The 13,599-nt window shown below is 61.2% G+C and carries 12 protein-coding genes and 1 pseudogene; 4 read left to right on the top strand and 9 right to left on the bottom strand.

Translation table 11 applies throughout. The features are described from left to right. Positions 1-2: 2 nt before the first annotated feature. The 5 genes from BTHE68_RS25765 to BTHE68_RS25745 form a co-directional block, all read right to left on the bottom strand. On the bottom strand, positions 3-854 hold the full coding sequence (locus BTHE68_RS25765) for a carbohydrate ABC transporter permease (RefSeq protein ID WP_061178032.1): 852 nt from the start codon (positions 852-854) through the stop codon (positions 3-5). Positions 855-863: 9 nt separating this feature from the next. Continuing rightward, on the bottom strand, positions 864-1,772 hold the full coding sequence (locus BTHE68_RS25760; RefSeq protein WP_232078100.1) for a carbohydrate ABC transporter permease: 909 nt from the start codon (positions 1,770-1,772) through the stop codon (positions 864-866). 132 nt (positions 1,773-1,904) lie between these two features. Then, a complete protein-coding gene (locus tag BTHE68_RS25755) occupies positions 1,905-3,143 on the bottom strand; it encodes an ABC transporter substrate-binding protein (RefSeq protein ID WP_232078099.1) in 1,239 nt (412 codons plus the stop codon). A 76-nt stretch (positions 3,144-3,219) separates the two neighbouring features. After that, positions 3,220-5,196 (bottom strand): beta-galactosidase, encoded by a 1,977-nt coding sequence (locus BTHE68_RS25750; RefSeq protein ID WP_162069085.1) that lies wholly within the window; start codon positions 5,194-5,196, stop codon positions 3,220-3,222. A 10-nt stretch (positions 5,197-5,206) separates the two neighbouring features. Beyond that, the gene (locus BTHE68_RS25745) at positions 5,207-6,358 is read right to left on the bottom strand and encodes an ABC transporter ATP-binding protein (protein WP_162069084.1); all 1,152 of its coding nucleotides are present in this window, start codon (positions 6,356-6,358) and stop codon (positions 5,207-5,209) included. 198 nt (positions 6,359-6,556) lie between these two features. On the opposite strand from BTHE68_RS25745, the gene BTHE68_RS25740 reads away from it, so the two are divergent. From BTHE68_RS25740 to BTHE68_RS25730, 4 genes and pseudogenes are all read left to right on the top strand, one after another. Beyond that, positions 6,557-7,594: a LacI family DNA-binding transcriptional regulator gene (locus BTHE68_RS25740; RefSeq protein WP_162069083.1), complete on the top strand. Its 1,038-nt coding sequence runs from the start codon at positions 6,557-6,559 to the stop codon at positions 7,592-7,594. 103 nt (positions 7,595-7,697) lie between these two features. Then, positions 7,698-7,798: pseudogene (locus BTHE68_RS36660) on the top strand (IS5/IS1182 family transposase); the annotation flags it as partial. Between the two features lie 110 nt (positions 7,799-7,908). Beyond that, positions 7,909-8,181 carry a hypothetical protein gene (locus BTHE68_RS25735; RefSeq protein ID WP_162069082.1) on the top strand — a complete coding sequence of 91 codons (273 nt, stop codon included), beginning with the start codon at positions 7,909-7,911 and terminating at the stop codon, positions 8,179-8,181. Between the two features lie 100 nt (positions 8,182-8,281). Next, positions 8,282-9,529: a glutamine amidotransferase-related protein gene (locus BTHE68_RS25730; protein ID WP_162069081.1), complete on the top strand. Its 1,248-nt coding sequence runs from the start codon at positions 8,282-8,284 to the stop codon at positions 9,527-9,529. Positions 9,530-9,889: 360 nt separating this feature from the next. On the opposite strand, the gene argE is transcribed toward BTHE68_RS25730, so the two are convergent. The 4 genes from argE to BTHE68_RS25710 are packed head-to-tail and all read right to left on the bottom strand — an operon-like array spanning position 9,890 to position 13,571. Beyond that, positions 9,890-11,056, bottom strand: a complete 1,167-nt coding sequence (gene argE, locus BTHE68_RS25725; protein WP_162069080.1) for an acetylornithine deacetylase — start codon at positions 11,054-11,056, stop codon at positions 9,890-9,892. Beyond that, positions 11,049-11,726 (bottom strand): DUF1028 domain-containing protein, encoded by a 678-nt coding sequence (locus BTHE68_RS25720; protein ID WP_162069079.1) that lies wholly within the window; start codon positions 11,724-11,726, stop codon positions 11,049-11,051. The genes argE and BTHE68_RS25720 overlap by 8 nt, the downstream gene beginning before the upstream one ends. Positions 11,727-11,744: 18 nt before the next feature. Then, positions 11,745-12,182 (bottom strand): RidA family protein, encoded by a 438-nt coding sequence (locus tag BTHE68_RS25715; RefSeq protein WP_162069078.1) that lies wholly within the window; start codon positions 12,180-12,182, stop codon positions 11,745-11,747. A 39-nt stretch (positions 12,183-12,221) separates the two neighbouring features. Beyond that, complete coding sequence (locus BTHE68_RS25710; RefSeq protein WP_162069077.1) at positions 12,222-13,571, bottom strand: flavin-containing monooxygenase; 1,350 nt, start codon at positions 13,569-13,571, stop codon at positions 12,222-12,224. Between the last annotated feature and the right edge of the window lie 28 nt (positions 13,572-13,599).

Raw genomic sequence — 13,599 nt, 5'->3', positions numbered from 1 at the left:
CCCTAGCCTTTGGTCGCACCAAACGTCAGACCCGCGACGAAATGCTTTTGCATCGCGAAGAACATCGCAACCGATGGCAGCGCGGCGAGAATGGAACCCGCGGAAACGAGATTCCACGCCGTCGTCCACTGCCCCTTCAACGCGGCGACACCGACTGTGATCGGCGCCGCATCGTCGCCTTGCGTCAGACAAAGCGCCCAGAAATAGTCGTTCCAGACGAAGGTGAAGACCAGAATCGTCAAGGCGGCCAGCGCCGGACGAATCAGCGGCAGCACGATTCGCACGAACACCGTCCACTCGCCCGCGCCCTCGATGCGCGCCGCCTCGATCAGTTCGAACGGCAGCTGCTTGATGAAGTTGCGCAGGAACAGCGTGCAAAAACCGGTCTGAAACGACAGGTGAAACAGAATCAGCGCGCCGACGGTGTTGAACAAGCCCAGACTCAGTGACAGGTCTCGCACCGGAATCATCAGAATCTGAATCGGCACGAAATTGCCCGCCACGAAGGTCGCAAACAAACCCGTGTTGCCCGGAAAGCGATAGATCGCCAGCGCGAAGCCCGCCATCGCGGCGAGCGCGATCGCGCCCAGCACGGCCGGCACCGTGATCAGCACGCTGTTCATGAAGTAATGCAACATCGGCGACGCGGTCAGCGCCTCGCGATAGTTGGCCACGAGCGCGATATGCTGCGGCCAGCCCCAGTAATTGCCGAGGCTCAACTCTTCGCTCGAACGCACGGACGTGACCAGCACCGCGATCATAGGCAAGAGCCAGATCAGCAGCGCGACGGGCAGCGACAGTTTGTACAGGCGCCGGCTGACGGGCTTCCACTTCTGTACGGGAATCGGATACATGCGAGCCCCTTAGAGTTCGTTGCGCAGCATGCGGCGCAGGTGATAGACGATGTACACCAGCATGATCGCGAACAGCACCACGGCGATTGCGGCCGAATAGCCGATGCGGTAATACTTGATCGCCTGGTCGTACATGTAATAAGCGAGCACCGTCGAGCTTTCGAACGGACCGCCGCCGGTCATGACGGAAATCAGGTCGAAGCTGCGCAGCGCACCGATCACGGTCACGACGATCGCCATGAAGGTCACCGGGCGCAATTGCGGCAGCACCACATGCCAGAGCATCGTCCAGCCCTTCGCGCCTTCCATGCGAGCGGCTTCGAGTTGTTCGCTGTTGAGCGCGGTGAGACCCGTGAGATACAGAATCATGCAGTAGGCGGTTTGCGGCCACAGCGCCGCGAACACGATGCCGAAGGTCGCGTAGTGTGCATCGCCGAGCACGGGCACTCCATGACCAAGTATCACGGCGAGCAGGCCGAAGGTCGGATCGTAGAACCACGAGAAGATCAGCCCGACGACTACGCCCGACAGCACGAACGGCGCAAAAAACAGCGACTTCACGATGCGAATGCCCGCGACAGCCTGATTCAGATATAACGCAACCGCCAACCCCATCGTCGGCGCGAGCAGGAACAGCACGAGCCAGATGAGGTTGTTCTTCAGCGCGGTATAGAAGGTCGGCGCATGGAACAGTTCGATGTAGTTGTCGAGCCCGACGAAGGTCTTCTCCGTCATGCCGTCCCAAGCATGGAAGCTGAGCCAGATGGACGACAGAATCGGCCAGATGACATAGATGCCGACCATGACGCAAGCCGGCGCAAGAAACAAAAACGCTGCCTTGCGCTGTCTTCGCGCCGTCGGTGACGGTCCGCGTCGTTTAGTGGACGCGCGCGGCGAATGAGGCATATGCGGAGGCATATGCGGCGGCACATGCGGCTTGTGCGGCGAATCGCCTAAGTCCTGACGTGTGACGGAATGCGGCACGACGTGTCTCCTGAGCGTTGCGATGGCGCGCGACACATGCATGTCGCGCGCTCATTTCCCACGTCTCTACTTCTTGTAGATGCGTTTGCGCGTCTGTTCGAGCTGCGCGAGGATGCTGTCGAGCTGCGAGGGGTCGGACACGAACTGCTGCATGCCCTTCATCCCTTCGTCGGCCATCTCCTTGGTCATGTCGCGATCGTAGAACTGCGCGATACCACCCTTGGTATTGGACAGAATCTGGAAGCCGATTTTCGAAATGGGATCTTCCGGTTCCGGCGACTTGCTGTTCGCGGACAACGAGCCCAAACCCTGCGCGAGCTTCGCCCCCATCTCGGGCGATTCGACGAAAGCGAGAAACGCATGCGCGTCGGCCTTGTTCTTGGCGCGTGCCGGAATGTGCAGCGATTCGACCGGGCCGTCCTCTGCCGTCGGCACCTTGGAGTCGATGATCGGGAACTGGAAATAGCCCATGTTCGGCTTCACGTTCGCCGGAAAGCCGCCAGTGATGAAAGTGCCCATCAGCATCATTGCGGCCTTGCCCTGGAACAGGAACGGCTGCGCGGCATCGAGGTCATAGGAGAGCGAGTTGTCGATGAAATCGTGATCGTCGAGCAACTGTTTCCACGCCGTATAAACCTTCTTCACGCGCGGATCGGTGTAGGGCACGTTGCCTGCCATCAATTGCTGATGGAACGCATTGCCGTTCAAGCGCAGGTCGAGATAATCGAACCAGCCGGCCAGCGTCCAGGCATCGCGCCCGCCGACGGCGAACGGTGTGATACCCGCGGCCTTCAGCTTCTTGCACGCGTCCATCAACTGGTCCCAGGTTTTCGGCTCCTCCGTGATGCCGACTTTCTGGAACAGATCCTTCCGATAGAAAAGGCCCCACGAGTAATACACGGTCGGCGCGGCGTACTGCTTTCCGTTGTATGTCGACGATTCCTTGGTCGATGCATACATGCTGTCCCAGCCGTTCTTCTTCCAGTCACCGCTCAGGTCTTCGAACAGGCCGCGCTTCGCGTAATACGCCATGCGCTCGCCGTTGTGCCAGTTCACCACATCGGGGGCAACGGTCGACAGCCAGCCCGGCAATTGCACCTTGTAGGCTTCTTCATCGACGAACGAGACTTTCACATCGACATCGGGATGCGCTTTCTTGAACGCATCGACGACTTCCTGCCACACCGCGCGCTGGCTCGCGCCCTTGAACGCGATATTGATGGTCATGGTCGCAGCCTGAGCGGCGGTCGTCGCGAACGACGTCACGCCTAGCGTAAGGGCGAGCGTTGTGGCGGCGATGCTCATGCGTGTTTTTAGGCTTCTTGCTGACATTCTCGTCTCCTGATCGTTTTCGTATGTGGAACGTTTCTGCTGTGCTTCCTCAAGCCATGCGATAAGCGGCCACGCCTTGCGGCGCGACTTCTCGTGTGCCGATGACGAAACGATCATCGGTGACACCATCGATCGTGTGCGTCGCGTTCGAATAATTGAAGACGTAGGCGATGCGGCCGCGACGGCTCACGCGAACATCGTTGCCCAGCGGCGTCGGGGACAAACCTGCTTCGCTGGCGATACGAGCAAATAGCGTCCGTGTGAGACTTTCATCGAAGATGCTGGTGAAGTAATGCATCTTGCCGCTTTGAACGTAAGCGGGATGACCGTCCGCGAAACGCGCGTGAATCGTGGCGTGTTGCGCATCCGCGAGTTCGATCAGATCGCGCCAGTGCCGTGCATGGCCATTGCCTGCCGCATCGCCGTTGACTTGCACGGACTCCGTCACATTGGGCCGCATCGATTCGACACGCCACACGCGAACGGGCAACACGGTCGCCAGCGGTCCCGGCGGCAAATTATGCGGAATCTGCAGGCTGTCGGTCTTCGATCCGGTCCGGGGCGCCAGCACGACATGCGCGCCCGATGCCGCGAGCCGCGCCGCGAAATCGCCGGGCACGATCGGCAGCGGAGGCACGACGACCATCGCATAGCCATCGAGCGGCGCATGCGCGGACACGATATCCACATCGAAGCCGAGCGAACGCAACGCCGAGTAATACTCGAACGCAAAGCGCGGATAGAAAAAGTCTGCGCCCTGCGGATGAATCTCGAACAGCCACTTCGCTTCGTAATCCCACACCAGCGCGACCTTGCCGCGTACATCGGCATTCGCATCGGCATGCGCGGCTTCGACCTGCGCGATTTCGTGCGCAACCGTCGCTGCTTCGCTGCCGCCCATGTCGAGCCGATTGTCCGGCGTATTGAGGCCTGCGTGCATCTGCTCCTGCGCGAACGGCACCTGACGCCATCTGAAGTAGGACACGCAGCCCGCGCCGTGCGCAAAGGCTTCCCACGACCACAGCCGCACCATGCCCGGGAGCGGCGACGGATTCCAGTGCGCCCAGTTCACCGGACCCGGCTGCTGCTCCATCACCCAGAACGGCAGCTTCGACATGCCGCGATAGACATCGTGATTGAAGGACGCGAAGTCCGGATGCCCAGTGCGCAGATACTTCTGCTTCACTTCGGGCGCAAACCATTGTTCTTCGAGCGCGCCCAGCGGATAACTGTCCCATGTCGCGATATCGAGATCGCGCGCGACAGGATAGTGATCGAACTCGGTAAAAAGCTGCATGAAGTTATGCGCGATCGGCCGTCCCGGCGAATGCGCGCGAATGATCTCGACCTGCATGCGGTTGTAGCGCGCGACTTCATCGGAGGCGAAGCGCCGGTAGTCCAGCCGATGCGAGGGATGCGCTTCCGTCACCGTTGCAATGGGTGCGTCGATCTCGTCGAAGCTGCGATATTCCATGCTCCAGAACACGGTGCCCCACGCGCGGTTCAGCGCGTCGATGGTCTTGTAGCGCGCTTTCAGCCATTGGCGAAAACGCTGTACGGCAGCGCCCGAATAACTAACGACCGTGTTATGGCAGCCGTACTCGTTGTCCGTCTGCCAATACGCGACGGCGGGATGGTTGCCGTACCGCTGCGCGACCGCCTCGCAGATCACACGGGATGCCTCGAAATACGACGGCGACGAGAAATCGTAGTGACGACGCGAACCGAATGCGCGCGGACGCCCATCGGCGCCGACCGGCAGAATGTCCGGATGGCGGTCGATCAGCCACTTCGGCGGCGTCGCGGTCGGCGTGCACATCACGACTTCGAGTCCTGCCTGTCCGAGCACATTGACGGCGCGATCGAGCCAGTCCCAGTCATATTCGCCAGGCGTTGGCTCGATCCGGCTCCACGCGAATTCCGCGATCCGCACCTGTGCGATACCGAGCGCCTTCATACGGCGCGCGTCGTCCTCCCACATCGATTCCGGCCAGTGTTCCGGGTAATAGCAAACTCCGAGGCGCATGTGTCTTCCCTTATGCAGTGTGTGCGAAGGCGCTGAGTGGCGTGACGGTGAAGCCATCGGCAGTAAAGAGATGGCAGGTATGCGGGCGCACGACGAAGCTCGCGCGCTGTCCTCGTTCGATCGTCGCGTTGCCGGGCACTTTGGCGATGAGCACATCGCCACCGGGTTCGTCGAGATGCACGTAGCTGTGTTCGCCGAGATGTTCGGTCAGCGAGACCGTGCGCGCGAGTGTCGCCTCGCCTTTCGAACGATCGCCCGCACCGAGTTCGAGATGCTCGGGACGCACGCCGAGCGTGACGGACTGCTGCTCCTGCAGAGCGCTGCCATCGACGGCAATGGTCACCGCTTCGCCGGTGTGATCGAGCGTTACGCTCACGCCATGAGAATCGATCGCGCTCACTTTCGCCGCCAGAAAATTCATGCGCGGCGAGCCGATGAAACCCGCAACGAAGCGGCTCGCGGGACGGTGATACAACTCGAGCGGCGCACCCACCTGCGCGATGCTGCCGAGACGTTCGGTATCCGCGCCGGCGTGCAGCAGAACGATCTTGTCTGCGAGCGTCATCGCCTCGGTCTGATCGTGCGTCACGTAGACGACGCTGGCGCTTGCGAACTGCTTGTGCAGCCTTGCAATCTCGATACGCGTCTGGCCGCGCAGCGTGGCGTCGAGATTGGAGAGAGGTTCATCGAAAAGGAATACGCCCGGCTCGCGCACGATCGCGCGGCCGATCGCCACGCGCTGACGCTGACCGCCCGACAGTTCGCGCGGTTTGCGTTCGAGCAGCGCATCCAGTTGCAGAATGCGCGCGGCTTCGCGTACGCGCTGATCGATTTCCCCTTTCGACTTCTTGGCGAGCTTGAGCCCGAAGGCCATGTTCTCGTAGACCGTCATATGAGGAAACAGCGCGTAGCTTTGAAAGACCATCGCCACGCCGCGCTCGGCGGCCGGCACGTCGTTGACCACGCGTGAATCGATCAGCAAGTCGCCATCGGTGAGATCTTCGAGACCGGCGATCATGCGTAGCAAGGTGGACTTGCCGCATCCCGAAGGACCGAGAAATACGCAGAATTCGCTCTTGCCGATCTCGAGATCGACATTGCGAATCACCGGCGCGTTGCTGCCGTAGGCCTTCTGCACGCCTTTCAAGGAAATACTCGCCATCGCCTGAACTCCGTGATCTAATTAGCCGAACGCGGAGATTAAGCGCTTAATCAAGCGAGAGAAGAGTACCGTCGCAAGCAGCATTTGCATGATTGTCTCCGTGAATCGTTTTGATGGTTTGACGCATGGTGCCGTGCCTTTGAAGACGAAGCAAATAATGAGAGCACCTCCCACATAGTGATTTTCTGGCGAAGCGCGATGCCCACACTCAACGAAGTCGCCCGGCGTGCCGGCGTCACGGCCGCCACGGTCTCGAACGTATTGCGCAATCGCGGCCGGGTCGGCGAAGAGACGCGCCAGCGCGTGCTCGAAGCGGTTGCCGCGCTCGATTACCGCCCTCACCTCACGGCACGGGCACTGGCCGAGGGACGCGCGCCGACTCTCGCGCTCATGGTGTCCAGCATTGCGAATCCTTTCTATCCGGAGTTCGCACTAGCGGTCGAACGCGCCGCACGTGAGAGCGGGCATTTCGTCATCATCTGCAACACCAATGAAGATCCGCTGGCGGGCCGTGCGATCCTTCAGCAGATTGCGGGGACGCTGTCGGAAGGCGTATTGGTGATGAACGCAAATCTCGACTTCGACGATCTGCATACGACGCAGGCCAATGGCACGCCTGTGGTGTTGTGCATGTGGGAACGTCCCGACGATCCGCCGGGACTGCCATGCGTCGCAGTCGATTTCAGGCTGGCGGGCAAGCTCGCCGGACAGCATCTGATCGAACTCGGGCACACGCGCATCGGCGCGATCGTCGGCAGTAAGTCGATGGGCATTCACGCCTCTCGCTACGACGGCTTTGTCGACGCCATGCGCGGAGCGGGACTGGACATCGTGACCGCGAACACGATCCACGCACCGGACACCGTGCAAGGCGGGTATTCGGCCACGTTCGAATTGCTCGCGCGCGACGCCGGCATCACGGCCATCTTCGCGACCAATGATCTTCCTGCGCTCGGCGCCATCGACGCGGCAGCCGATATGGGTCGCTCCGTACCGCACGATCTTTCGATCGTGGGCATCACGGATATCCTTCTGGCGCAGCAATGGCGGCCCCCCCTTACCACGGTCGCGGTGCCCACTGTCGAGGCTGCGGGCTTGGCCGTTGCATTGCTACGCGAGATGATCGAGGAACCTCAGCGCGCAGCCGATCGTAGTAATCGGCGATGGCGTCTGCTCACAGCGTCGGAGCCGCACTTGGTCGTGCGCGGCTCGACAGCATGTTGCCTGCGACGTTAGCTCGACTCGCGGTTCACCGCACGCAGTAACACTGTGCCTGCGCGCTGCAACGCCAGGCAAGCTTCTCAGCTATTCGCCATTCACTAAGTTCAAGACCCGACGCGGGTCAGTCAGCGGCATGAGTTGCTGGCGTCGCGTTCGAGCAACTGGCAGGCCGCCGGCGTCTGGGAGCAGTTGCATGAGGTGCTGATTGCGCGATTGCGTATATATATTTAAGCGCAAAAGGCAAAGCAGTGTCGGACCCGGACGCGCCTGACCCGGAACGTGTACGGAAATCAAGGGCCCCCGACTGCCGCGATCTCGCGGTCGGTACCGTGGCACGCTGCCCCGGCCTGCGCTGCGATGCACTCGATGGCGCGTTCTACACCTTCGCGAACTGCTCGGGCGCGATAGGCGCTGCTACGCTTTCAAGCGATGTCATCGCTACCAATCTCGACTTCGCCAACTATCTGCTGGAGGCGGCGTATGTCGGCGTGGCGTACGGTAGCGCGTTCGGCGTGGAGACCATGTGCGGATCGCGTATGCTGTTCCGATGTCCACGCCGTGCGACGCGTGCTGGCGCATCGAGACAGCGTGTGCGGCGTTGACACCCGCTGTCGCCGCGGTCTGAAGAGCCTATGCACCAGACGCCACGCCCGCGACACGTGTGCCGTGTTGCGGGTTTTTCTTTTTATCGGATGGCCTTCCATGCTCTATCTCATCGAAGACGCTACCCCCGAGCCGGCGCAATTCGGCGCCCTTCCCGCGCTGTTCGCCCGGACTTTGAATGCCGAACTCCGCTGCACTGGCGTGCATTTCGACGAACAGCGGTTTCCCGATGCGCATCAGCACGTCACAGCGGATGGACGGTTAATCGCGAGCGGTCTGATCTGGCGCACGCGCACCGGCCTGCCCGACGCTGGCGAACCATGCCATGAGATTTTTGCGCTGGCGCGCACGCGCGATATCGGGCTTCTCGTGCAATCCTTCGATGCGTTTCCTACGCAATGCGCCGAAGACGTGGAGATGTTGCGCGTCGTTCATGAAGCCGATAGCGCACAGCTCGTCGAAGATGGTTCGGGCGTGGTTTTGCAAGCGCATCGGGATCGCTATGGCAGATGGCGATCCACGCAGGAAGCCGCATCGCGCGCGAGCGGGCCGTCCATGACGATTGCGCTGATAGGCCGTGAGTGCGACCAGCATCAGCAATACCCCGCGACGCTCGCCGCCCTCGGTGACGCCGCCGATGCGCTCGGCCTCGCTCTCGACGTACGCTTCATCGCGGCGCAGGACATCGACCGCGACAACGCAGAAACTTTGCTCGCCGATGCACACGGCATTCTATTGCCAAGCGGCGCGAACATGGCGCACGTGGCGGGACAGATCGAGGCCGCGCGTTTCGGCTGGCTAGCGTCGATTCCGGTCGTGGGTTTGTGTCTCGGCATGCAGTCGATGGCGACGGCCATCGCGCGGCTCGCGTTGAAGAGCGATGAGATCGGCATGAAGGAAGCACAGTCCGATGCGCGCGTCGCCAGCTTCGAGCCGATTCATGTTGGCGAGGATGGCGTGCTGCTGCATCGCTTAGGCATGCGGCCGATAAACCTAGTGCCGGGATCGCGTATCGCGGCCATTCTCGGCGCGCAGGCAAGCATTCTCTGCAATCATCGCTACAGGCTCAATCCGGCGCTCGAAGCGCCGCTCGCGACGCTCGGCGTGACCGTCAGCGCGCACGACGAGAGCGGCTCGATCGCCGATGCTATCGAGGCCGATAAGCATCCGTTCTTTGCCGGCATGCAGGGGCATCCCGAACTGTCGTCGCGTGATGGCGTGCCCCATCCGTTGCTGAATGCGTTTCTGGAAGCGGTGGCGCGCCGTTCGCTGGTGTCGCCCGATGCCAGTTCCGTCGGCGCGCGAAACTGGGTATCCTTACCGGATAAACGGCGCGGGTCGATTTGAACGGCCTTGTTGTAGGAGCAGTGTGTGCAGCGCACATCGGGCGCCCTTCAGCTATAGGCTAGCGGGACACCCATAGCTTTGCGAGGACAATCAAGAGTGCTGCGCCAACTGGCAGCGCAATGGCCAGCGCCCATTCCCCTGCCGTCCGCGGTAAATCGGTTCTTTTTCCCGAAGCGCATTCGGGGCGGGCATTCTTCGCGTTGGGCAGTTCTCGTCCCCGCGCACGAGAAGGAAGATCGTTGCTACACATGATCTCTCTCCATGGCATCACGCCGCCTTATCCCTCTCGGATCGGTCGGTCCTCCGAATTTAGTCAATTTTTCTGCCGGTGTCTACTGCGGGACTTCAGAGCAAGATGTATCAGAAAGCGCCAGAGGCGGCGTACCGCACTACGCGCTCCATCATCGTATCGCAATCTCGGAGTTGTTCGATCGTCACATACTCGTCGGGTTTATGCCCTTGATCCATGCTGCCCGGTCCGCAAACGACCGTTGGAATGCCGACGTGATTGAACAGTCCGCCTTCCGTTCCGAACGCAACGGTGCCGAACTCGTCCGAGCCACAAAGCGCCGTCAGAATGCGCGCCGCCTCGCTGTCAGGCGGCGTCGCGAGTCCCGGATAGGCGGATAGCGGTTCAAGACGAATATCCACATCATGTTTCACCGCGCGCATCTTCGGCAGCAAGGCGGCTTGCGCATACGACTGCAAATCGTCGGCGACTTCGTTCGCGTCGAAGCCCGGCAGCGAACGCACTTCGAAATCGAACTCGCATTCTGCCGGCACGATGTTGAGCGCGCGGCCGCCTTTGATGACGCCCGTCTGCACCGTCGAATACGGCGGATCGAAACGCTCGTCGCGATGCTCGGGTTGCGCAAGCCGCTCGCCGATTTCTTCCAGACGATTGATGAGCTGCGCCGCATATTGAATCGCGTTCACGCCGTACGGTGCGTACGCGGAATGACAAGGCGCGCCTTTCACCTGACAGCGCATCGCGAGTTTGCCCTTATGGCCGAGCACGGGCTTCAATTCGGTCGGCTCGCCGATGAGGCATAACAAAGGCTTGTGCTTACGCTTCTCCAGTTCCGCGAGCATCGGCCGCACGCCGAGGCATCCGATTTCTTCGTCGAAGGAGAACGCGAGATGCACCGGTATCTTCAACTCACGCTCGACGAACAATGGCACCGCTGCCAATACCGATGCGAGATAGCCCTTCATATCGGCCGCGCCGCGTCCGTAAAGCCGTCCTTCCTTCTCACTCAGCTTGAACGGATCGACGCTCCACGCCTGGCCATCGACTGGCACGACATCCGTATGACCCGACAACACGATGCCGCCGCGATCGCGCGGTCCGATGGTCGCGAACAGATTCGCCTTCGTGCGCTCCGCGTTATAAAACAACTCGCATTCGATATCGAATTGCACGAGGTAATCGCGAATGAACTCGATCAGCTTCAGGTTTGAATCGCGGCTGACCGTCGCGAAGCCAATCAGGCGTTCGAGCAGATCGCGGCTCGTCATCTCATTCATCGCCCGGCACTCCGTAGCTCGGCGCGGCGGTCGGGTTCAACGCGCGCGTCACGTAGTCCTGCATTTGCGGTTTATACGCTTGCCACAATCCATCGAGCTTGCCGATAGGATCATCATCCGCCCAGTCGACACGCAGATCGACGAGCGGCCAGCTTTGCTCGCCCGCGATCTTCAGCGCCGCCGAATGCACCGGTCCCGCTTCGCCGCCCGCCGCAATCGCCGCGTGCATCGCCGCGAGCAAGCGATCCGCGAGATGACCCGATTCGTTCTCGAACGCCGGAATCATCGCTTCGATCACGTGGGTGCCCGCGAGCATGTTGCCCGCCGCGACGCATTGGTTGCCCGCGACCGCGTGATAGGTTCCGAGCGCCTGTTTGCCGCTAAAGAACGCAGTGCGTCCCTGCGCATCGACCACCGTCACTTGACGATACTCGTTCCATTCACTCTCGGCCAGCGCGCGATCGAGCGCTCCGGCAGGATCGAGCCTCGCGCGTTCCATATGATCGAGGATCATCGAACCAAGCGCGGGCAGCGTCACGTTCTGCGTCGCGACCACGCCGACGCCCGCGCGCACCCAAGGACAACGAGCGCCGACCGCGATGCTGGATGAACTGATTGCGATGCCGAGTTGCCCGGTCTCTTCACATCGTCCGACGATAGAAAAAGTCATGTGCGCTCCTTCTTGGGCTCAAGCCTGAGGCGGCGTCCATCCATCGGGGATGACGGCGATCACGTCGATCTCCATCAGCCATTCCGGCTGACCGAGCGCGACGACGGTGAGTCCCGTCGAAATGGGGAACACGCCCTTCAGCCATTTGCCGACTTCGCGATACACCGGCTCGCGAAAACGCACATCGGTGAGATAGGTCGTCGTCTTCACGACGTGCGACAGATCGCTGCCCGCTTCTTCGAGCAACTGCTTCACGTTCTTCATGGCCTGCTCGGCCTGCGCGCGCGGATCGCCGAGGCCGATGAGATTGCCGTCGAAATCCGTGCCGATCTGACCGCGCACATAAATTGTATTGCCCGCGCGCACGGCCTGGCAAAGATCGTTATCGAGCGTTTGATTCGGGTACGTATCCTTCGTGTTGAACATGCGGATACGGGTATGGGTGGGTTGGCTCATCGAATGCACCTTGATGCTGGATTCTGAATGGATTGGTAATCAGTTGACGCCCATCTCGCTTAAGGTGTGAACACGCGATGCACCGGGCGCGCTCTCGACGCTTTCCACGCGCTTCTCGTCCGCCGGACGATGCGGCACGTCGTAATAAGCGTGGTACTTGCGCTGCGTGGCGATGTGATCGGCAACATGTTTCGCGTCGTGCCACACGCCCCAGATGAACGCGGAACCACGGCGCGACAGCCACGGCAAGCCGAGGAAATAGATGCCCGGTTCTTTGGCGACGCCGCGCTGATGTTTCGGCTTGCCCTGTTCATCGAATGCATCGACTTGCAGCCAGTTGAAATCGACCGCATAACCCGTCGCCCAGATGATCGACGTCACGCCTTCCTTAGCCAGATCGAGTTCGAGCAACGGATGCTTCATGCATTCCGGATCTTCGGGGATATTGCGCGCCTCGGGCTCTTCGGGAAGATCGAGGCCGTTGCGTTGCGCATAGGCATCGGCGGCATCGAGCAGCGACAGATAGTTCTCGTCGCCGCGACGAATGTTATCGGCGAGATCGGCTTCGAAAGTGACGCGAGTATCGTCGAACGATTTCGTCAGACCAGTCAGCGTGACGCCCTGATGCGCGAGTCGCCGGAAATCGACCGTATGGCCGCCGCGCGCGCCGCTTACCGCGATCGTCACATGCTCGCGCCCGGGCTTCATCACTTCCGCGTCCCATTCGCCGAGCACGCCGAGCCACCAGCAGAAATCGCGTCCGCGATAACCACGCGGCGGACGATCGTGCGCGCCGACCGACAGATACACGCGCCGGCCCGAGCGATGCAATTCATCGGCGATCTGCACGCCCGACGATCCCGCACCGACCACCAGCACACCGCCTTCGGGCAATTGCTGCGGATTGCGATAGTCGGCGGAATGAATCTGCGTGAGCGCGGCGGTTTTCGGCGCGATCGGCGGAATCACGGGGCGCTGAAACGGCCCGGTCGCGACCACCACGCGATTCGCTTCAAAGGTTCCATCAGACGTATCGACGGTAAAACCCGGTCGTCCGACATTGCGCACGACTCGCTTCACTTCGATGCCGGTTCGAATCGGCGCTTCGAACTTCTTCGCATAGGCGACGAAGTAATCGGCGACCTGTTCCTTCCCCGCAAAACTATCGGGGTCGACATCCGCGAATTCGAGATTAGGGAAACGATCGTGCCATGCAGGTCCGTTGGCCACGAGCGAGTCCCACCGGCCCGTGCGCCAGCGTTCTGCGATGCGATCGCGTTCCAGCACGATATGCGGAACGCCAATCCTGCTCAGATGTTCGCTCATGGCGATGCCAGCCTGCCCGGCGCCCACAACGAGCGTGTCTGTTGCCTTTATTTCGACTGTCATGGGTGAGTCCTTCGAAGAAGCGGAGTTC

The sequence above is a fragment of the Burkholderia sp. THE68 genome (assembly GCF_009938265.1).
Taxonomy (GTDB): domain Bacteria; phylum Pseudomonadota; class Gammaproteobacteria; order Burkholderiales; family Burkholderiaceae; genus Caballeronia.
This window is presented reverse-complemented; position numbering and strand designations above follow the sequence as displayed.

What these genes read in the sequence shown, in the direction of transcription:
- BTHE68_RS25715 (WP_162069078.1), bottom strand. Translation starts at nt 12,182, where the DNA reads ATGAGCCAACCCACCCATACCCGTATCCGCATGTTCAACACGAAGGAT.
- BTHE68_RS25750 (WP_162069085.1), bottom strand. Translation starts at nt 5,196, where the DNA reads ATGCGCCTCGGAGTTTGCTATTACCCGGAACACTGGCCGGAATCGATG.
- argE (WP_162069080.1), bottom strand. Translation starts at nt 11,056, where the DNA reads ATGAATGAGATGACGAGCCGCGATCTGCTCGAACGCCTGATTGGCTTC.
- BTHE68_RS25765 (WP_061178032.1), bottom strand. Translation starts at nt 854, where the DNA reads ATGTATCCGATTCCCGTACAGAAGTGGAAGCCCGTCAGCCGGCGCCTG.
- BTHE68_RS25730 (WP_162069081.1), top strand. Translation starts at nt 8,282, where the DNA reads ATGCTCTATCTCATCGAAGACGCTACCCCCGAGCCGGCGCAATTCGGC.
- BTHE68_RS25760 (WP_232078100.1), bottom strand. Translation starts at nt 1,772, where the DNA reads ATGCCTCCGCATATGCCTCATTCGCCGCGCGCGTCCACTAAACGACGC.
- BTHE68_RS25710 (WP_162069077.1), bottom strand. Translation starts at nt 13,571, where the DNA reads ATGACAGTCGAAATAAAGGCAACAGACACGCTCGTTGTGGGCGCCGGG.
- BTHE68_RS25720 (WP_162069079.1), bottom strand. Translation starts at nt 11,726, where the DNA reads ATGACTTTTTCTATCGTCGGACGATGTGAAGAGACCGGGCAACTCGGC.
- BTHE68_RS25745 (WP_162069084.1), bottom strand. Translation starts at nt 6,358, where the DNA reads ATGGCGAGTATTTCCTTGAAAGGCGTGCAGAAGGCCTACGGCAGCAAC.
- BTHE68_RS25755 (WP_232078099.1), bottom strand. Translation starts at nt 3,143, where the DNA reads ATGAGCATCGCCGCCACAACGCTCGCCCTTACGCTAGGCGTGACGTCG.
- BTHE68_RS25740 (WP_162069083.1), top strand. Translation starts at nt 6,557, where the DNA reads ATGCCCACACTCAACGAAGTCGCCCGGCGTGCCGGCGTCACGGCCGCC.